The organism is Pseudomonas jessenii (genome assembly GCF_002236115.1).
GTDB lineage: Bacteria > Pseudomonadota > Gammaproteobacteria > Pseudomonadales > Pseudomonadaceae > Aquipseudomonas > Aquipseudomonas jessenii.
Genome location: NZ_NIWT01000003.1, coordinates 416,596 through 435,527, shown reverse-complemented (window position 1 = coordinate 435,527; position 18,932 = coordinate 416,596). Strand labels below are relative to the sequence as shown.

The following is an 18,932-nucleotide window of genomic DNA, read 5'->3' as shown; positions in this document are numbered from 1 at the left end:
AGACAGTGATTTCTTGCGGAATTACCTACGACTACGCCAGAATCCGCCGACTTGTGCGCCTGGTATCCGGACTCGTATTGTTCCGTGTCGCTGCAAATTCAGCGATCGGGTCTAGCAGCCTGGATACTTTAGACGCATGGCGTCCACCGTTCGTGATCGGTTCACGTTATGGCGGCTGTGTGTGGGAAGACCTTCGGGTCTACCGGGTTCTAGAGTCCTGGTCTGCTAGCCCGCGCACGGCTGCCACCTTAATTTCGTCTAGCAGCGAATCGTGGCAGCTCCATCACTCTAGGAGCATTGCCATGTTCAAACCCACGCCCAACCCCCCACGCAATCCCAGCCCAATGTTCACCATCTCACCCGGCATCAATAACGAAACGCTGTTGGCGCACGCCTGCGAATCACTGGCCTCGGCGAGTGTCATGACCAATGACTTCGCTGCTTTTCTGGAAGGCAGCCATCGCAACACGGCGCTGGCGATTGCACAGATCATCATGCTGGCCGAACTGGCGGTGAACCGGGTGCTGGATAACCTCGATCCGCAGGATTGAACACTGAGCGGGGGCGAGAGGCTTTCCCTGTGGCGAGGGGGCTTGCCCCCGTTCGGCTGCGGAGCAGTCGTAATCCAGTTCACGGGTTTTACCTGTAAGACTGCGGCGTCTGTTTTTGGGGCTGCTTCGCAACCCAACGCAACGGGGGCAAGCCCCCTCGCCACAAAATCTCACTTCACTGTGGGTGTGTCGTGCTTACGTGCTTTCGCGCACCTTCAACTCAAACCCCATGTCCTGCACCGGTTTGGCCACGGTGTTGCCGGCCATCAGCGTCAGCATCTGCTCCGCCGCGCGACGGCCGATGGCTTCGCGGGGGGTGTTGATGCTGCTCAGGCGCGGGACCATGTGTTCGGACATGGGCAAGTCGTTGAAGCCGAGGATCGCCACCTGTTCGGGGATCTTGATCCCGTTGCGCATGGCTTCGAGCAGGGCGCCCTGGGCCAGGTCGTCGTTGCCGAAGAAGATCGCATCGACATCCGGATGACTGGCCAGCAGTTGCAGGAACAACTCACCGCCGAGGCCGACGGAGGAGGAGCGGGGCGTCAGCACTTCCAGGTCCGGGTCATACCGACCGGCCTTTTGCAGGGCTTTGCGGAAGCCTTCGCCGCGCAACAAGGTGCGCTGGTCCAGCTGCGCGCCGATGTAGGCCAGGCGCTTGCGGCCGCGAGACAGCAAGTGTTCGGCTGCCGTTTCGCCGGCCGCCAATTGCGAAAAGCCAACGCAATTGAGCCCGGCGGCGCTGTCCAGTTCCATCATGTACACGCAAGGAATATTGCTGGCTTCGATCATCCGCCGCGAACTTTCGGTGCGGTCGAAACCCGTCAGCAATAAGCCGCGCGGTTGATAGGCCATGTAGTTGCGCAGCAGGTTTTCTTCTTCATCGCGCGAATAGTGGAAGTTACCGATCAGCACTTCGAAACCCTTGGGCCGCAAAACCCGATGAATGGCTTCCAGGGTGTCAATGAACAGCAGGTTGGACAGCGACGGCACCAAAACCACGACTGACTGGCTCTGGGCCGAGGCCAAGGCGCGGGCGGCAGGGTTGACCACATAGTTGAGTTCCAGCGCCGCTTTTTGCACCTTTTCCACAAGTTCAGTGGCCACGGTACTGACGCCACGCAAGGCGCGGGAGGCGGTGATCGGGCTGACGCCGGCCAGTCGGGCAACTTCGTTCAGGGTAGGGCGGCCAGTGGTGCGAGTATTTTTATCGTTCTTGGTTGTGTTCATCGACGGCTTGCCAAACAAAATTCAAGGCACTAAGGTAGCGCTGTCTCGATGCAGCTGCAAATGCGTGAGCAAGGGTTCGCCTGATCCTTGCTTTTTGGTGTTGGGACCTAACCTGCTGCAACCCATAAAATGACAAGAAAGGCGTCGGCAACTTCTGCTTTTGATCTGGTGTCATAACTGGCAAAGGTAGCGCTGTCTGCGCGCTGAGGTGTTACATGAATCATCCCATCACCGCCCTGGTCATCATGGGCGTTGCCGGTTGCGGCAAGACGTGCGTCAGCGAGGCCTTGTGCCATTTGAGCGGCGCCACTGCCATTGAAGGCGACTCTTTTCACCCTGCCGCCAATATCGAAAAGATGAGCGCGGGGATTCCCCTGAACGATGAAGACCGTGCCGGCTGGCTCGACAGCCTGTGCGATGAACTGCGCCGTGTCGACGCCAAGGGCCAGCGCCCGGTGCTGACCTGTTCGGCTCTCAAGCACGTCTATCGTGAACGTCTGCGCAGTGCCTTGCCGGGCCTGGGCTTTGTGTTCCTTGAGTTGACCCCCGAAGTCGCCGCCGACCGTGTCTCCCATCGGCCAGGCCACTTCATGCCGTCGACCCTGATCGACAGCCAGTTCGCCACCCTCGAATCGCCCGTCGGCGAGCCGTTGACCCTGGCGCTGGATGCTTCGACCTATAGCGTCGAGCAACTGGCGGCGCAGGCTCATGCCTGGTGGCAGGCGAACGGCCTGAAACAGGCGGTATGACTGTGCTCGCAAAGACAGCGCTGTCCTCACGACTTCTGATCAACCCGCTTTAATAACAACAACAACCAGGAGACACCCCTAATGTTTGGCATGTCCCACGAGACGTTCCTGCTGCTCGATGCAGTGGTCACGGTGATCGGGCTTATCGTCCTGATCACCAAGTTCAAGTTGCACCCATTCCTCGCACTGATCATCGCCGCAGCCTTCCTCGGGCTGACCTCCGGCATGCCGATCGGCACCATCATCAAGGCGTTCCAGGACGGCTTCGGTGGCGTGCTTGGTTTCGTCGGCATCATCCTGGCACTGGGCACCATGCTCGGCAAAATGATGGCCGAATCAGGCGGTGCGGATCAGATTGCGCAGACGTTGATCCGCGCCTTCGGCAAGGACAAGGTGCAGTGGGCGATGATGTTCGCCGCGTTCCTGGTCGGCATTCCGCTGTTCTTCGAAATCGGCTTCGTGCTGCTGATTCCGCTGGTGTTCATCGTGGCCCGTCGCACTGGCGTGTCGATCATCAAGATCGGTATCCCGCTGCTGGCCGGTCTGTCCGCGGTACACGGCCTGGTGCCGCCGCACCCGGGTCCGCTGCTGGCCATCGGCGTGTTCGGTGCCGACATCGGCAAGACCATTCTGTACGGCCTGATCGTTGCGTTGCCAACCGCCATCATCGCTGGCCCGATCTTCGGTACGTTCATTGCCAAGCACATTCCCGGTCATCCGAACCAGGAGCTGGTGGATCAACTGTCGCGCGAAACGGATTCGGCTGAACTGCCGAGCTTCGGCATCACGCTGGTGACCGTGCTGCTGCCGGTGTTCCTGATGCTGCTCAAGACGTTTGCCGACGTGGTGCTGCCCGATGGCAACATCTTCCGCGCCTTCATGGACCTGATCGGTCACCCGATTTCGGCGTTGCTGCTGGCATTGCTGCTGTCGCTGTATACCTTCGGCTACAAGCAGGGCATCGGTTCCAGCCAAATGATGAAATGGCTGGATGCCAGCCTCGCGCCGACCGCCGCGATCATCCTGATCATCGGTGCCGGTGGTGGCTTCAAGCAGATGCTGGTGACCAGCGGTGTGGGTGACGTGATCGGCCACATGGCGGTGAACGCACAGATCTCGCCGATCCTGCTGGCCTGGCTGGTGGCGGCGGTGATTCGTATCGCGACCGGTTCAGCGACCGTGGCGACCATCACTGGCGCCGGCATCGTGGTGCCGGTGGTGGGGATGATTCCGGGCGTGAACCGTGAGCTGCTGGTGCTGGCCACCGGTGCAGGGTCCCTGATCCTGTCCCACGTCAACGACGCCGGTTTCTGGTTGGTGAAGCAGTACTTCAACATGACCGTGGCCGAAACCTTCAAGACCTGGACCGCGATGGAAACCATCCTCTCCGTGGTTGGCCTGGGCTTTATCTTGTTGTTGTCGCTGTTCGTCTAAGCGATTCGACAGACACAAAAAAACCGCAGCGATGCGGTTTTTTTGTGGGTGATCGATTTACAGGTTGTACATAAATCCACTGTGGGAGCGAGCTTGCTCGCGATGGCGTCGTATCAGTCAACTTTAATGGCGACTGAAACACCGCTATCGCGAGCAAGCCCGCTCCCACAGGGGGATATGTATCAGGCGTTGGTTTTCGGTGCCAACCCATCCGCCCTGAACATCCCGCGAATCCCGCGTACGGCCTGACGAATCCGGTCCTGGTTTTCGATCAGGGCGAAGCGCACGTGATCGTCACCGTACTCGCCAAACCCGACGCCCGGCGAGACACACACCTTGGCTTCGGCCAGCAGTTTCTTGGCGAACTCCAGCGAGCCCAGGTGCGCATAGGCCTCGGGAATCTTGGCCCAGACATACATCGACGCTTTCGGGTTTTCCACCATCCAGCCCAGTTCATGCAGACCCTTGACCAGCACATTGCGCCGCTGCCGATACTGCTCGGCGATGTCGCGCACGCATTGCTGATCGCCTTCAAGCGCAGCGATGGCCGCCACTTGCAGCGGAGTGAAGGTGCCGTAGTCGTGGTAGCTCTTGATCCGCGCCAGGGCATTGACCAGTTCCGGGTTGCCGACCATGAAGCCAATGCGCCAGCCGGCCATGTTGTAGCTCTTGGACAGGGTGAAAAACTCCACCGCAATGTCCTTGGCCCCGGGCACTTGCATGATCGACGGGGCTTTCCAGCCGTCGTAGACGATGTCGGCGTAGGCCAGGTCGTGTACCACAAGCACGTCGTACTGCTTGGCGAGGGCGATCACTCGTTCGAAGAAATCCAGCTCCACGCACTGGGCGGTCGGGTTGGACGGGAAACCGAGGATCATCATCTTCGGCTTCGGGATCGAACCGCGAATGGCCCGCTCCAGTTCAGCGAAGAAATCCACGCCCGGCACCAGCGGCACCGACCGCACCTGGGCGCCGGCAATCACGGCACCGTAGATGTGAATCGGGTAGCTCGGGTTGGGCACGAGCACGGTGTCGCCCTGATCCAGGGTGGCCAGCATCAGATGCGCCAGGCCTTCCTTGGAGCCGATGGTGACAATGGCTTCGCTTTCCGGGTCGATGTCGACCTCGTAGCGGTCCTTGTACCAGTTGGAAATCGCCCTGCGCAGGCGCGGAATGCCCTTGGACGTCGAGTAGCCGTGGGTGTCTTCGCGCTGGGCTACCGTGACGAGTTTTTCGACGATGTGCGGCGGCGTGGCGCCGTCGGGGTTGCCCATGCTCAAGTCGATGATGTCTTCGCCACGACGACGGGCGGCCATCTTCAGCTCGGCAGTGATGTTGAAAACGTAAGGGGGGAGTCGATCTATGCGCGCAAAGCGGCGCGGCGAACCTTGTTCGGCCATTGTTGCCTCGGATAACGTAAGCGCCCGGAACCGTCCGAGCGACGCTGGTCACTGCGGTGACCTGTGGCGGAATGTAAGGGCAGCTGTGGCAGACTGTCCAGCCTCAATGTAAACAAATTTTTCCGAAGGATAGGGTTCGATGGAATTTACCAGCGGCTTCTTGCTGAGCCTCTCGCTGTGCCTGGATATCGGCGTGGCCAACATCGCGATGATCACCCTGGCCATGCAGCGCGGCTATTTCCAGGGGTTTGCGCTGGGGCTGGGGACCTGTGTCGGCGACCTGATCTACGCGGTACTGGCACTGGCCGGCATGACCGTGTTGCTGCAATACGAAACCGTGCGCTGGGTGTTGTGGATCGGTGGCTCGGCGCTGCTGGTGTACTTCGCGGCGAAGATGATCTATTCGGCGATTCACCACGAAGCGGTGCTGGCGCAATCGGCCGAGGTGGGGCACAACTCCCATCGCAAGGAGTTCTTTCGCGGGATCTTCCTGGCCATGTCGTCGCCCAGCGCGATTCTCTGGTTCGCTGCGGTGGGTGGCACGCTGATCGCCCGTTCCGGCGGCGGTGGCGCCCTCAGTTCGGCGTTGTTTCTCGGCGGTTTTCTCTGCGCAGGGATTCTCTGGTGTGTCGGGCTGTGCTTCGCCGCGAGCCACGGCGGCAAGTTGCTCGGCGACAAGTTACTGCGTTACTCCTACATGGCATCGGCAGCGATCTTCTGTTATTTCGCAGTCTACGTGATCCTATCGGGTTATAACGAGTTTGTCGGTTCAGGCGCCGTCGAGCAATTGCACGCCCTGTAATTGGGCGAATCGGGTTTGGCTTCTATACTCCCAGCCGAACCCACTTTTTGCTCCAGGAGTTGAGCCATGGATGAGCAAACACGCGTCGAACTGGCGGAGCCACGCTTCGAACACGGACACTTCCTGCTGATTGCAGGGCTTGGCGGAACATTTACCCAACAATCCGTTCAAGGCATTCCCGAACTCTGGGAGAAACTCATCCCGCATCTGGGCCATATTCCGGGCCAAAAAGGCGAAGTCACCTACGGTGTCTGCTGCAATTTCGACGGCAAGGGCGGCTTCGATTACATCGCCGGGGTCGAGATCAGCAAGCTCGACGACTTGCCCGAAACCTACCGCTGGGTAGAAGTTCAGCCGCAGCAGTACGTGGTGTTCGAACACAAAGGACCGCTGGACACCCTGCCGCAAACCTTTCAGTACATCCATGGCACGTGGCTGCCGCAGTCCGGCCACGAGCTATTGGCGGCTCCGGAGTTCGAGCGCTACAGCGAAGACTTCAACCCCAAACTCAACACCGGCAAGCTGGAAATCTGGCTGCCGATCAAGGCATGACACCTGCACGAGAGGCGGATCAGCCGATTCGTCTCTCGATGTCCCACAGCAGCTGATTTATCATCCCCAGCCTTTCCCATGCTGATCCCGAGCTGCCATGAACACCGTCATCCGCAACGTCACCCCCGCCGATCTGGACCGCTGCTTTGCCATCGAAACCCTTGCCTACGAAGGTGACGAAGCCGCGACCCGCGAGAAAATCGCCACCCGCATCGCCACCTGGCCCGAGGGTTTTATCGTCGCTGAAGTGGACGGGGTTGTCGCCGGATTCATCAACTCCGGTGCGGCGTTCCAGGTGGAAATGTCGGACGAGGCGTTCAAGGAACTGATCGGCCACGACCCGGCCGGGCCGCATGTGGTGATCATGTCGGTGGTGGTGCACCCGGATTATCAGGGCCAAGGCCTGGCCAAGCGCCTGATGGGCGAGTTCATCGAGCGCATGCGTGCGATGGGCAAGGTCACCATCAACCTGATGTGCAAGGAACGGCATATTCCGTTGTATGCCGGGTTCGGCTTTGCCTACGTTAAACCCTCGGCCTCGGACCATGGCGGCATGGCGTGGCATGAGATGGTGCTCGAACTCTGATCCGACATAGATCCCCTGTGGGAGCGAGCTTGCTCGCGATAGCGGACTATCAGTCGACATCGATGTTGAATGTTACGCCGCCATCGCGAGCAAGCTCGCTCCCACAGTAGTTTTGTGGTGTTGGTGGGGGCTGAGTTCAAAACACCAACCCCATCCGCCGCTCATACCCGATCCGGCCCTTGTACGCCTCGCCGCTGTCGACAAAGCCAAACCTGGCGTACAGGGCGATGGCGGCTTCGTTGTCGGCATCCACTGACAGCTCCAGCCCCCTGATTTCCGGCCAGGCCAGGCGCGCCGCCTCGGGCAGCGCTTGCAGGCAGGCCTTGCCGTAGCCCTTGCCCTGGACGCGTTGATCGACTTGCAGCGCATGCAGCGTGGCGCTGTGCTCATCGGCCCAGGCCGGCAACACCGGCGGGCGCTTGAGCAGCAGGAACGCGACGGGCACATCCTCGGCCAGCAGGGCGAAGCCCTTGACGCCGGGGCCGGGCTTGGACAACAGCGTGTGCAAGGCGCCGTGGATGTCACCCGAGAATCTGATCTGTTCCGAATGCACTTCAATGGCCTCGACCTGCTGGCGCTGCAGCGCATTCAGGCTTTCATAAGGCACGAGTCGGGCTGTCACGGGAGTGTCCTTTTTCCATCACAAATGAGCCTCGGATTCTAGCGAGTTTGCTTTCCCGGATTATTTTTATTTCACCTGTCGATTCACCGGATCGCCAGACGACTAAGGGTGTCTTCACTATAAAAACCACGGAGAACCACCATGAACTCGCAAACCCAGATCCAGAACCTCATCGAGAACTATCGTCAGGCGGTCATGACCAAGGACATTGAAAAAGTCATGGCTCTGTATGCCGATGACATCGTCTCCTTCGACGCGGTCAAGGCCCTGCAATTCAAAGGCAAGCCGGCGTATCGCGCGCATTGGCAGGCCTGCATGGAAATGTGCCCCGGCCCGCACATCTTCGAATTCGACGAAATCACCATCGAGCCGTCCCAGGAAATTGCGTTCGCTCACTGGCTGGCACATTGCGGTGGCACCAACGACAAGGGCGAAACCCAGTCCTGCTGGATGCGCGTCACCGCCTGCTATCGGCAAGAAGCCGGGCTGTGGCAGATCGTCCACGAACATTGGTCGGCGCCATTCGACATGACCAGCGGCGCGACGCTGTTCGACCTCAAGCCCTGATCGTCGGGAAGCCGAGCCAGAATGCCAATCAGCGGCCATAGTTGATCGTTCGATAAGGAGAGCGTGATGAAGTATTTATGCCTGGTCTACAGCGATGAGCGGTTGCTGCATTCGCTGCCGGAAAGCCCGAAGGACGAAGAGTGCATGGCCTATGCCGAGTCGATCCAGGGCAGTGGCCGGATGGTCGCCGCCGAGGCGCTGGAGTCGGTGCAGACCGCCACCACGGTGCGCATGCGCAATGGCAAGGTGTCGATCACCGACGGGCCATTCGCTGAAACCAAGGAGCAACTGGCCGGGTTTTATCTGATCGATGCCAAGGACCTCAACGAAGCCATCCAGGTCGCCGGGAACATACCGGCGGCCCGGGTCGGCAGTGTCGAAGTGCGCCCCGTTCGGCAGTTGAATCCTTAAGATGCCGGGGCTGCCGGTTCAGGCGCAGGTCGAGCGGGTTTATCGCGAAGAGTCGCGGCGGATTCTTGCGACCCTGATTCGCTTGCTGGGTGATTTCGACCTCGCCGAAGAGGCCTTGCACGAGGCGTTTTTCATCGCGGTCGAACGCTGGCAGCGTGACGGCGTGCCGGACAATCCGCGGGCTTGGCTGGTGTCCACCGGGCGCTTCAAGGCCATCGATGCCCTGCGCCGGCGCGCACGCTTTGCCGCGTCGCAGCCCTTGCTGATCGCGCAACTGGAGGAACTGGAGCAGGCCGACTGGAGTGATGAAGACGTGGAAGACGATCGCCTGCGGCTGATCTTCACTTGCTGCCACCCGGCCCTGGCGGCCGACGCACAAGTGCCACTGACGCTGCGGGAAGTCTGCGACCTGACCACGGAAGAAATCGCCCGGGCCTTTCTCTCGGCCCCGGCCACCATCGCCCAGCGCATCGTGCGCGCCAAGGCGAAGATCCGCGATGCGAAAATCCCTTATCAAGTGCCGACACTCGCTGAGTTACCCGAGCGCCTGGACAGTGTATTGCGGGTGATTTACCTGGTGTTCAACGAGGGGTACTCGGCGTCCATCGGGGCAGAACTGATTCGTGAGGATTTGACCCGCGAAGCGATCCGCCTCGGCCGGTTGCTGGTGGAACTGTTGCCGGAACCGGAGGTGATGGGCTTGCTGGCGTTGATGCTGTTGCACGAGTCGCGTCGCCCGGCCAGGACCTCGGCGAGCGGCGAGCTGATTGTGCTGGACGAACAGGACCGTTCGCTGTGGGACGCCGGGTTGATCAGCGAAGGCTGCACGCTGGTCGAGCGGGCGCTGACCATGGGACGATTCGGACCCTATTGCCTGCAAGCGGCGATCGCAGCGGTGCACGCCGAAGCCCCGACGGCGGGGGAAACCGATTGGCCGCAGATTGTCGGTCTGTATGACGTCCTGCTGCGGGCGGTGCCGTCGCCGGTGATCGAGTTGAATCGTGCGGCGGCGATTTCGCAGCGCGATGGTCCGCTGGCGGGACTGACGTTGGTCGACGCCATTCTGGAGCGGGGAGAACTGCTCGACTACCACCTGGCGCATTCGGCGCGGGCGCAATTCTGTTGGCAACTGGGTCGCAAGCAGGAGGCGCGGGCCGCGTGGGAGCGGGCGCTGGCGTTGACCCGACAGGAGCCGGAGCAGCGGTTTATCGAAGAGCGGCTCAAGGCGTTGGAGTGATGCGGCCGTTCTGGCCTCATCGCGAGCAAGCTCGCTCCCACAGGGATTGATGGTGTACTCGATACTGTGGGAGCGAGCTTGCTCGCGATAAGGGCCGAAGGACCTTCACTCCAGCATCTTGCCCAGCAACCAGCTCCCCGCCGGCCCCGGCGGATTCAGCCGCGACCACAACGCATCCACCGACACCGTTTTCGGCCAGCCGCGCACCACCAGTTCCTGCAACGTACCAGGCCCGAATCGCTCGACCAGCCAGCGGGGCAACGGCGCCCAGCCGAATCCGCCCTGGGCCATTTCCAGCAGCATCAGGTAACTTGGCGCCGACCAGACGCGGCCCTTCGCCCGGCTTTCATAGGGATTGATGATGGTGGCCAGACGCAGTTCGCGGTGTTGCTGCAGTACGTCCCGGTCGATGTGGTCCAACGTCGCCAAAGGATGCGTCGGGGACACGAACAAGGCGATTTCCGTGCGCTCGTCCACCGTCGAACTGACCAGGTCCGGCGGGTAGCTGTCCTGCATTTCGGCGAAGGCAATCTGCGCCCGGCCGCTTTGCACCAGGGACATCAGGTCATCGCATTCGGCGATCAGACACTCGAGCTCCAGGTCCGGGTAACGCTGCTCGAAGGCGCTGAGGGCGGCTTCGAAGCGGTCCGACTGATAGGTATCGGACAGCGCCACCGTCAGCTTCGCTTCCACCCCTTGGGACAGTTGGCTGGCGGCTATTTCCAGGCGACTGGTGGCGGCCAGGATGTCTTCGGCCCGTTGCAGCATGACGTGTCCGGCCGGGGTCAGGCCGGGCTTGCGGCTGCTGCGGTCGAACAGCGTCAGGTTCAGGTCGATTTCCAGGCTGGCCACCGCCGCACTGATGGTCGACTGACTGCGGCCCAATTTGCGCGCCGCGGCGGAAAACGAGCCTTGGGTCGCGGCTTCGACAAACGCCAGCAACACTTCGTGAGAGGCCATGAGCTATCGCCTTGATCGATGGTTATTGGTTATGAAGTATCGGTGTGCTGATGGATCATGGCAACCACAGTCACCCAAGGGAGTTCGGCCATGAGCGCCAACAAATCCATTACTGAACGTATTTTTCAAGCCATCGGCTTCGAACTGCTGGCCATCCTGATCTGTACCCCGTTGCTGGCCTGGATCATGAAGAAACCGATGCTGGAAATGGGCATGGTCACCATCCTCATCGCCGGCCTGGCCCTGGCCTGGAACGTGGTCTTCAACGGTATGTTCGATCGGCTGCTCAAGCGCCTTGCCATCGCACACAACGCCTGGGTCCGCGTGGTGCATGCGCTGTTGTTCGAAGGCGGCCTGGTCGCCCTCGGCGTGCCGCTGATCGCCTGGTGGCTGAATGTCAGCCTGTGGCAGGCGTTCTTGCTGGATATCGGTGTGTTGCTGTTCTTCCTGCCGTACACCTACGTCTACCACTGGGTGTATGACGTGGTTCGGGAGCGGATGCTGGTGACTCGTGAGGTTTGCTGAGTCGTGTTTGAACCGGTTTTTGTGGGAGCGAGCTTGCTCGCGACGGCGGCGTGTCAGTCAACTTCATTGCTGAATGTCAGACCGCTTTCGCGAGCAGGCTCGCTCCCACAGGTTTTGCACCAGATCAGACGTGGAAGTAACCCACGCACGAATCGAACGGCAGGCGCTTGAGTTCGATCTTGTTCAGGTCGAGCACTTCACGCAGGGCCTTGGTTTCGCCCGGGAAGTTGCGGTAGGCGACTTCGTCGAGCACCACGATCGCGCCTTTGGGCATGTACGGCAGGAAGGTTTCCAGCGCGACTTTGGTCGACTCGTACAGGTCGGTGTCGAGGATCAGCATGGCCACGACCAGGTCGGGACGGGTCTTGACCCACTCCGGTACGGTCTTGACGATGTCGCCCTTGACCAGTTCGCAGCGCGGAATGCGATTGACCGGGCGCAACAGGTCGTTGGCGTCGATCATGTCCTGGATCAGCGACTGGTCGGTGTCGGCGAACATGGTTTCGTTGACGTCGGCCGGGTCTTCTTTCTTGTCGATGCTCTGGAAGCCTTCGAAGGTGTCGAAACCCACGATCGAGCGGTTGATCGCATACGGTTCGAGAATCATCGACAAGTGCATGTAGAGCATCAACGAGTTGCCCTTGTACACGCCGCACTCAATGATGGCGCCCGGTACTTCCGCGACCTTCTTGAACAGCTCCATGCGCGACAACGCGGCGGTCACGCCAATGCGGTTGGCGAAGACGAACGGAGCGTCGGCCACGTATTCGGCATCGACCCGTTTCAGGACGTTGGTACGGGTTTCGTTGTACTGGGCCTCGGCGGGCGTGATGCGACGCTTGGTCATTGCGGGATTCCTCGGAAATTCGAAAAGTCGTGGACGTGGAAGTAGTCTTTGAAGCCGGCGCCGACATCCGGGCAGGCGCTGTCGACGTTAATCGCGCCGCGCTGGTGCTTGAGGTCGTCGAGGTGCATCAGGCGAAAGTCCACGCTGAAGCGGGTTTGTTGTGTGTAATTGGGAACGGTGCCGTGCAGGTGCGAGCCCGAGAACACCAGCATCTCGGCGGTGTTGCCGGCGATGCGCAGCTCAGAGGCGCTGTTGATCGCTTCGGTGGGCACCGGGTGCTGGCGCGCCTCTTCCTTGACGTTGTCCTTGGCGCGCTGGCGTTGCACGCCGATCCAGTCGGACAGGCTCCACTGCGCCGAGGTGTTTTTCACCGGGGCGTCGAAGTAGGCCGGGTTGATCATCATGGTCTGGTCAGGCTGGATCGTGTAGACCGGCATCCAGGTATTGATCTGGCAGTCGACACCGCCGTACCAGGTATCGCGATGGGGTTTGTAGGCGTAGCTGACGCCAGCGTGCAGGTAGTCGTAGTTGGGTACGACACGGATGCGCGGGACGTCGAAAATGAACTCCTCGGGAGCGGCACCGATTTCGTCGGTGAAGCTGCGGATCAGCTCCTTGGCACGCAGGCTGTTGGTGAACTGGCCCTTGAGCCGAGTCACCAGCACCACGAACTCTTCCACCGGCATCAGTGTGTGCAGCGCCTGGTGGTTGGTCTCGCCATCGAAGGCCGCCGTGATGCTTTCCTGGGCAAAGGCACAGAGTTCTTTGGCGGCGCGTAACTGCGTGTTCAGGAAAATATCGCCCGCGTAAATGGCTTCTTTAAAGTCAGCTTTCTGTTGCAGCTGATTGATGTACAGATTCACGGTTCCTCTCCTGAATACATCGAGTGTCTTATGAGTCGGCACCACGCTGGCAAACTGAAGGGCTGCCGGACGAGTTGTGCGTCAATAAAGCGCAGCCCTTGAGTTCGCGAGCAAATGCCGTGCCGCTGGACGAAAAAATCCCGACGGGAAAACCCGCCGGGATGATGTGCTTCGAACTTGTACCCTGTGGGAGCGGGCCTGTCGGAATGCCGCACCACCCCGTTCGGCTGCAGAGCAGTCCTCAATCCTGCTAGTGCGGTTTGAATGACCGAGTGCTGGGGCGGCTGCGCCACCCAGCGGGGGCAAGCCCCCTCGCCAAAGTTGATCAGTGTGTCAGGTGATGACGGGGACTCAATAATCCTGCTGCTTGCGAAACGCCCAGCGCCCGGCGATCACGGTAAAGGTCGCGACCAGCGCCACCAGGATCCAGAAACCCTGCGGGTCATCCGCCAGCGGAATGCCGCCGACGTTCATGCCGAAGAAACCGGCGATGATGTTGATCGGCAGCGCCAGCACCGTCACTACCGTCAGGGTGAACAGCGTGCGGTTGGTCTGTTCGTTGATGTTGGCGGCGATCTCTTCCTGCAACAGCTTGATCCGCTCACCGAGCGCCGTGAGGTCGTTGATGATCAGCGCGAACTCCTCGGTGGATTTGCGCAGCTCCTTCACGTCTTCCTTTTGCAGCCATTGCGGTGGCCGGTTGAGCAGGCGCAGCAATGAGCCTGGCTCCAGCGCCAGCAGCCGTTGCAATCGCACCAGCACCCGGCGATTGGCGCCCAGTTCCGCGCGGTTGGTCGACAGGCGCGAGGACAGCAATTGGTCTTCGATCTGGTCCACGCTCTGACTGGTCTTGCGCACGATCTGGGTCAACACCTCACCCTGGTCGCGCAGCAAATGCACCAGCAGCTCCAGCGGGGAGCGAAAGCACTCCCGGGCCTTCACCGACGAGCGCAATTTGTCCACCGAGTGCAGCGGTTGCAGGCGGGCGCTGATGATCAATTGACTGCGGGCGCACACCCACAGGGTCGAGACATCCGACGAGACCATGTTGCTGAGGTTGAACACCACATCGTTGACCACTGCCAGCAACGCGGAGTCGACATGCTCGATGCGCGTCGAACGCGAGCCTTCGTGCAGCGCTTCGAAAAATTCCTCGGGCAATTCCAGATGGCTTTTCATCCAGCGCTCGCACGCGGCATGGGCCAGGTTCAGGTGCAGCCAGAGAAATTGCTCATCGCTTTGCGGCTGTTGCAGGTACTGCAAGGCCTCGGCGGAATTGATTTCCCGACCGGCCTCACCGGGGCGAAAACTGAAACCGTAAAGCAGGCCGAACAGATCCGTGTCGCGATGGCTTTGATCGATGCTGTGGTTCATGAGGACTCGCAAGGGGAGGCGCCTGTCACGTGTTTTACAGGTTCACTTGAGCGGCATCATCGCAAGCAGGAATGACGTTTTTGTGACAGGAAAACAACGCAAAAAATTGTTCTACCGGCGGTCGGGATTTTCTCAAGAACCGCTCTGGCTAGCCGATCACGCTTGGGTTAAGTTGCGCGCCGCAGGCCTCGGCCGGGACCGCAGACAGGGATGTCCGGACACTTTTCACGCCTTAACGGGCGTGCCCCATTCCTGTCATGAGTACTCTGCGATGCTTTTGCAAAAGTCCCTGAGAGCACAAACTCTCGCCCTGCTGAGCGGCAGCCTGCTGGCGATGCTGTTGATCGCCCTGGCGTGCTTTCACTTCCTGTCCAGCGGCGTGCAGAACTACGCCAATCTGATCGAAGGCCCGTTGCACACCTCGCAATTGATCGATGAAGCCAACCTGCAATTCAAGGTGCAGGTGCAGGAGTGGAAAAACGTTCTGCTGCGCGGCAAGCAACCGGCGGACCTGAGCAAGTACTGGGGGCAATTCGAGGAGCGTCAGCGCGATGTGCAAAACATCCTTGGCGAACTGGCCGCGCAGAAGGGCATCGAGCCGCAACTCAAGAGCCGCATCGAGCGCTTGCGTGACGAACATCGCCATTTGGGCGCGGCCTATCAGAAGGGCCGGGACGCGTTCGTGGCCGCCGGTGGTGACCCTGCGGCGGGCGACGCGGCGGTCAAGGGTGTGGACCGCGCAACCAGCGATCAGATGAGTGAACTGGTCAGCGAGTTGCGCAAGCAGGGCGCCGAGCAATCGACACTGATCAGCGCCAGTGCCGAGCGCACGGTGTTGCTGGGGCTGGTCGTGATGCTGGTTTCGGGGGTACTGATCGGCCTGCTGAGCTTGTGGCTGGTCAACCGCAACCTGGTCGAGCCGATCCGCAAACTGATCGAATACGTGGCGCAACTCAGCCAGGGGCGTATTGCCGAGCGCGTGGCCAGCACCCGTCAGGACGAGTTGGGCAAACTGGCGATGGCCGCCAACACCCTGCGCGATTTCCTCGCCGAAACCTTCAGCCGTTTGCAGCGCAGCGCGTCGGACCTGGACAGCGCCAGCGGTGAGTTGAACTCGATCGCCACCGTGATGGCCGGCGGCACCAACGAGCAGTTCAACCGCACCGATCAGGTGGCCACGGCGATGAACGAAATGTCCGCCACTGCACAAGAAGTGGCCCGCCATGCCGCCGAAGCGGCGCGGGCCGCCGACGATGCCGACCAGTCCGCCCAGCAGGGCGAAAAAGTCATGCAGGGCACCATCCATACCATCACCCAGATGCGTGGCGAAATCGCCAACACCGCCACGGTCATCCGCCAACTGGAAACCGACAGCGGACGCATCGGCAAGGTTCTGGAGGTGATTCGCGGGATCGCCGAACAGACCAACCTGCTGGCACTCAATGCAGCCATCGAAGCGGCCCGCGCCGGTGAGGCCGGACGCGGATTCGCTGTGGTGGCCGACGAAGTGCGGAGCCTGGCCCAGCGCACGGCGGCGTCGATCATCGAGATCAACCAGATCATCCAGACCGTGCAGACCGGTGCAATCGAAGCGGCCCAGGCGATTGAAAGCGGTCAGTCGCGCAGCGAACAAAGCGTGCAGCAAGTGACGGAGGCCGGCGCCATGCTCGAACGCATCACCCTGGCCGTGGAAGCCATCCGCGACATGAACCGCCAGATCGCCACTGCCGCCGAAGAGCAGACCTCGGTGGCCGAAGACATCTCGCGCAACCTCACCGAAATCACCAGCATTGCCAGCACCAACCTGGACAACGTGCAGCGCACTGAAGCGGCCAGCACCAATCTGCACGGCTTGTCGGGGCAGTTGAACGAGGTGACGGCGCGCCTGAGCGCTTGAATCCCGAAAACGCAAAAGCCGCACGATGTTCCCATCGTGCGGCTTTTGTCTGTTTGGGGATTACGTGTCCTGTTTGTTTTCCAGGACCTTGCCGTTGGAGGCATCGATGTCCACATCCCACTCGACGTTCTTGGCGTCACGCAGTTCAACTTCGTACTCGTAACCGTTGAAGTGGTTGTCCAACTCGGTCTTGGTAATCGTTGCACCCGGATGCAGATCCAGCGCGATCTTGTTCAAGTCTTCCAGTGGCTTGATCTTGCCGTCCTTGACCAGTTGCGGGATCTGATCGACTCGCACATCGGCCTGGGCCAGGCCGGCGGTGAGGGTCAGGGCTGCAGCGGTAAACAAAGCAGTCAGGGTCTTCATGGGCTTCTTTCCTTGGGTGATCTGTTTAAGTGAGATCAGGTTAGCCTGTGTAACTTAATCCACCCTTAAATCCCTCTACATGTCCTGCATCAATCCCTGTGGGAGCGTGGCTTGCCCGCGAAGGCGGAGTGTCAGTCAACGTTGATGTTGAAGCTGATGGCCCTATCGCGAGCAAGCTCGCTCCCACAGGTTTTTGTGCAATAGCGCATCAATACCCGTTGTTCTGTAGCACCTGCGCAACACTCGCCGCCGGGCGTTTATAGAACTTCAACAACTCACTGGCGCGATTGGTGAAAATGCCGTCGACTCCGGCGTCCATGACTTTCTGGTAGTCCACCGCATCATCGATGGTGTAGACGTGCACCAGCAGGCCCTGGTCGTGGGTGTACTGGTTCATCCAGGGTTGCACCAGATCCGAGTAGCTCTGGTCGCCACCCTGGGTCAGTGCGGCGGACGGGCCGGTGCCGATGGCGCCCTGGGCCTTGGCGTAGTCGACCCAGTGCTGGAATTCGGCTTTGTCCTTCGGTTGCTGTTTGGCGTAGTAAGCGGCTTTGTCCTTTTCGCCGGACTCGGCAAATGTCACCTTGGACTTGGGCTCGATACTGCCTTCACCGACCCACAGCAGCAGGATCTTCGGCACCTTCGGCATCTCTTTTTGCAGCAGTTCGAGGCTGCTCTTCTCGAAAGTCTGCAGGACCACCTTGCCTTTGCCTTGGCCGACCGCCAGCTCGTTTTTTGCCAGTTTCGAAGCGGTCGGGCTCAGCCAGCCCCGGTCCTGAAGTTTTTCCTTGAGGTCGCGTTCGATGCCGGGGAACTGCTTGGGCTCCTTGGTCTCGATGTACAGGCCGGGCTTGTGCAGGCTGTTGCCCTCGGCGATGTCGATGATTTCATCAAGGGTCAGAATTTTCAGGCCCGCGAAGGCGGGACGTGCGCGATCCGGGTACGCGGCATTGAACCAGCTGCCCGCGTCCAGGGTTTTCAGTTCGGCCATGGTGAACGCATTGGCGGGGCTGTCCTTGCGCTCGGGGAATTTGCTGGCGACGTCGGTGGTGCGTTGCAGATTGTTGTCGTGCAGGGCAAACAGCACGCCATCCTTGCTGCGCTGCAGATCCAGTTCCAGGTAGTCGGCGCCCAGGTCGCGGGCAGTCTTGTAGGCGGCGGCGGTGGATTCCGGGGCATCGAACGATGCGCCACGGTGGGCGATCACCGCTGGACGCGGAATGTCCAAGCGGGTCGCCAGTGCCGCGGGACCGGGTTCGCTGGCGGCCTGTGCGTGGCCGAGGGCGAGCAACAGGCTCAGTAACAGGGCGCTTTTAGTAAAGGTTGCGGGCATGGTCGAGATCCTTTCGCAATAAGTGAGCGGTCCCTTTTAACAACTCATCGTTGCAGACGCTATCACCAGACCGACACAAACCTGTCGAAAGCTGATTTTCGTCAGCGCTTTTGTGCGCCCGTTTGCAGTACGCTGAGGCCCTGCAATTTCCCCGGCAGAGGGAAACGCAGGCCCTGCGTGCAAACCAACGATCACCATTGCGGGGTTTACCATGCGCATCACTTCCCAGTTCATCTGCCAGGCTGCCGACCAACTCAAAGGCTTCGTCGGCCTCAACCGCAAGACCGGGCACTACATTGTGCGCTTCAGCGAAGACTCGTTTGGCATGGACGTGGCGGACGACGGCATCATCCCTGTCAGCGAATTCGTCTGGGCCGCGGGGCCCGGGCAGGTCATGACGCTCAAGCGGGAATTGATCCAGTTGCTGCTGGACCAGAACATCGATGACCGGATCAACATCACCGAGCCGTTGCGGGTGTACATGAACCGGCGGGAAGTGCCGGAGATTTCGGCGGTTCGCAGTCTGGTTCAGGGGTGAGTTTTTGCGGTGAATTGATGGGCCCCATCGCGAGCAAGCTCGCTCCCACATTTTGATCCCGGTCGGTCACAACATTTTTGCGCGACAAAGA

The 18,932-nt window shown here is 60.5% G+C and carries 21 protein-coding genes; 12 read left to right on the top strand and 9 right to left on the bottom strand.

Annotation, left to right across the window (positions count from 1 at the left end; genetic code table 11):
- The first annotated feature begins 302 nt into the window (after positions 1-302).
- A complete protein-coding gene (locus tag PSJE_RS11185; protein ID WP_090457380.1) occupies positions 303-551 on the top strand; it encodes a DUF6124 family protein in 249 nt (82 codons plus the stop codon).
- Between the two features lie 195 nt (positions 552-746).
- On the opposite strand, the gene gntR is transcribed toward PSJE_RS11185, so the two are convergent.
- Complete coding sequence (gene gntR / locus PSJE_RS11180; protein ID WP_057713572.1) at positions 747-1,778, bottom strand: HTH-type transcriptional regulator GntR; 1,032 nt, start codon at positions 1,776-1,778, stop codon at positions 747-749.
- A 215-nt stretch (positions 1,779-1,993) separates the two neighbouring features.
- On the opposite strand from gntR, the gene PSJE_RS11175 reads away from it, so the two are divergent.
- Entirely contained in the window at positions 1,994-2,527 is a 534-nt protein-coding gene (locus PSJE_RS11175) for a gluconokinase (RefSeq protein WP_090457379.1), read from the top strand.
- Between the two features lie 81 nt (positions 2,528-2,608).
- Positions 2,609-3,961 carry a GntP family permease gene (locus tag PSJE_RS11170; RefSeq protein ID WP_057713574.1) on the top strand — a complete coding sequence of 451 codons (1,353 nt, stop codon included), beginning with the start codon at positions 2,609-2,611 and terminating at the stop codon, positions 3,959-3,961.
- A gap of 182 nt (positions 3,962-4,143) precedes the next feature.
- On the opposite strand, the gene alaC is transcribed toward PSJE_RS11170, so the two are convergent.
- Positions 4,144-5,361, bottom strand: a complete 1,218-nt coding sequence (alaC, locus tag PSJE_RS11165; protein WP_057713575.1) for an alanine transaminase — start codon at positions 5,359-5,361, stop codon at positions 4,144-4,146.
- 139 nt (positions 5,362-5,500) lie between these two features.
- Here alaC and PSJE_RS11160 point away from each other — a divergent pair, with 139 nt between their 5' ends.
- The 3 genes from PSJE_RS11160 to PSJE_RS11150 all read left to right on the top strand — a co-directional run bounded on the left by PSJE_RS11160 (position 5,501) and on the right by PSJE_RS11150 (position 7,301).
- On the top strand, positions 5,501-6,163 hold the full coding sequence (locus PSJE_RS11160; protein WP_057713576.1) for a LysE family translocator: 663 nt from the start codon (positions 5,501-5,503) through the stop codon (positions 6,161-6,163).
- Positions 6,164-6,229: 66 nt separating this feature from the next.
- Positions 6,230-6,715 carry a GyrI-like domain-containing protein gene (locus PSJE_RS11155; protein WP_090457378.1) on the top strand — a complete coding sequence of 162 codons (486 nt, stop codon included), beginning with the start codon at positions 6,230-6,232 and terminating at the stop codon, positions 6,713-6,715.
- 97 nt (positions 6,716-6,812) lie between these two features.
- The gene (locus PSJE_RS11150; protein ID WP_090457377.1) at positions 6,813-7,301 is read left to right on the top strand and encodes a GNAT family N-acetyltransferase; all 489 of its coding nucleotides are present in this window, start codon (positions 6,813-6,815) and stop codon (positions 7,299-7,301) included.
- A gap of 136 nt (positions 7,302-7,437) precedes the next feature.
- Here PSJE_RS11150 and PSJE_RS11145 read toward each other — a convergent pair whose 3' ends face one another.
- Positions 7,438-7,923 carry a GNAT family N-acetyltransferase gene (locus PSJE_RS11145; protein WP_090457375.1) on the bottom strand — a complete coding sequence of 162 codons (486 nt, stop codon included), beginning with the start codon at positions 7,921-7,923 and terminating at the stop codon, positions 7,438-7,440.
- Between the two features lie 141 nt (positions 7,924-8,064).
- Between PSJE_RS11145 and PSJE_RS11140 the strand changes: the two genes are divergently transcribed.
- From PSJE_RS11140 to PSJE_RS11130, 3 genes are all read left to right on the top strand, one after another.
- Positions 8,065-8,490: a YybH family protein gene (locus tag PSJE_RS11140; protein ID WP_057713580.1), complete on the top strand. Its 426-nt coding sequence runs from the start codon at positions 8,065-8,067 to the stop codon at positions 8,488-8,490.
- A gap of 66 nt (positions 8,491-8,556) precedes the next feature.
- Entirely contained in the window at positions 8,557-8,901 is a 345-nt protein-coding gene (locus PSJE_RS11135; protein WP_090457373.1) for a YciI family protein, read from the top strand.
- A gap of 1 nt (position 8,902) precedes the next feature.
- Positions 8,903-10,138 (top strand): RNA polymerase sigma factor, encoded by a 1,236-nt coding sequence (locus PSJE_RS11130; protein ID WP_090457371.1) that lies wholly within the window; start codon positions 8,903-8,905, stop codon positions 10,136-10,138.
- A 105-nt stretch (positions 10,139-10,243) separates the two neighbouring features.
- Here PSJE_RS11130 and PSJE_RS11125 read toward each other — a convergent pair whose 3' ends face one another.
- Positions 10,244-11,098: a LysR family transcriptional regulator gene (locus PSJE_RS11125; protein WP_057713582.1), complete on the bottom strand. Its 855-nt coding sequence runs from the start codon at positions 11,096-11,098 to the stop codon at positions 10,244-10,246.
- 90 nt (positions 11,099-11,188) lie between these two features.
- Here PSJE_RS11125 and PSJE_RS11120 point away from each other — a divergent pair, with 90 nt between their 5' ends.
- A complete protein-coding gene (locus PSJE_RS11120; protein ID WP_057713583.1) occupies positions 11,189-11,623 on the top strand; it encodes a multidrug/biocide efflux PACE transporter in 435 nt (144 codons plus the stop codon).
- A gap of 124 nt (positions 11,624-11,747) precedes the next feature.
- Here the strand turns inward: PSJE_RS11120 and PSJE_RS11115 are convergent, their stop codons facing one another.
- The 3 genes from PSJE_RS11115 to PSJE_RS11105 form a co-directional block, all read right to left on the bottom strand.
- Positions 11,748-12,470 (bottom strand): TylF/MycF/NovP-related O-methyltransferase, encoded by a 723-nt coding sequence (locus PSJE_RS11115; protein ID WP_056725897.1) that lies wholly within the window; start codon positions 12,468-12,470, stop codon positions 11,748-11,750.
- The gene (locus PSJE_RS11110) at positions 12,467-13,333 is read right to left on the bottom strand and encodes a hypothetical protein (protein WP_090457369.1); all 867 of its coding nucleotides are present in this window, start codon (positions 13,331-13,333) and stop codon (positions 12,467-12,469) included. Before PSJE_RS11110 ends, PSJE_RS11115 begins: the two co-directional genes overlap by 4 nt.
- A 351-nt stretch (positions 13,334-13,684) precedes the next feature.
- Positions 13,685-14,707 (bottom strand): transporter, encoded by a 1,023-nt coding sequence (locus PSJE_RS11105; RefSeq protein ID WP_090457368.1) that lies wholly within the window; start codon positions 14,705-14,707, stop codon positions 13,685-13,687.
- A 271-nt stretch (positions 14,708-14,978) separates the two neighbouring features.
- Here PSJE_RS11105 and PSJE_RS11100 point away from each other — a divergent pair, with 271 nt between their 5' ends.
- Positions 14,979-16,604: a methyl-accepting chemotaxis protein gene (locus PSJE_RS11100; protein WP_090457367.1), complete on the top strand. Its 1,626-nt coding sequence runs from the start codon at positions 14,979-14,981 to the stop codon at positions 16,602-16,604.
- A gap of 60 nt (positions 16,605-16,664) precedes the next feature.
- On the opposite strand, the gene PSJE_RS11095 is transcribed toward PSJE_RS11100, so the two are convergent.
- Both PSJE_RS11095 and PSJE_RS11090 read right to left on the bottom strand, forming a co-directional pair.
- Positions 16,665-16,970: a PepSY domain-containing protein gene (locus PSJE_RS11095; RefSeq protein ID WP_057713587.1), complete on the bottom strand. Its 306-nt coding sequence runs from the start codon at positions 16,968-16,970 to the stop codon at positions 16,665-16,667.
- A gap of 208 nt (positions 16,971-17,178) precedes the next feature.
- Positions 17,179-18,303 carry a glycerophosphodiester phosphodiesterase gene (locus PSJE_RS11090; RefSeq protein ID WP_090457365.1) on the bottom strand — a complete coding sequence of 375 codons (1,125 nt, stop codon included), beginning with the start codon at positions 18,301-18,303 and terminating at the stop codon, positions 17,179-17,181.
- A 211-nt stretch (positions 18,304-18,514) separates the two neighbouring features.
- Here PSJE_RS11090 and PSJE_RS11085 point away from each other — a divergent pair, with 211 nt between their 5' ends.
- The gene (locus tag PSJE_RS11085) at positions 18,515-18,841 is read left to right on the top strand and encodes a DUF2025 family protein (protein WP_090457363.1); all 327 of its coding nucleotides are present in this window, start codon (positions 18,515-18,517) and stop codon (positions 18,839-18,841) included.
- Positions 18,842-18,932 lie beyond the last annotated feature (91 nt).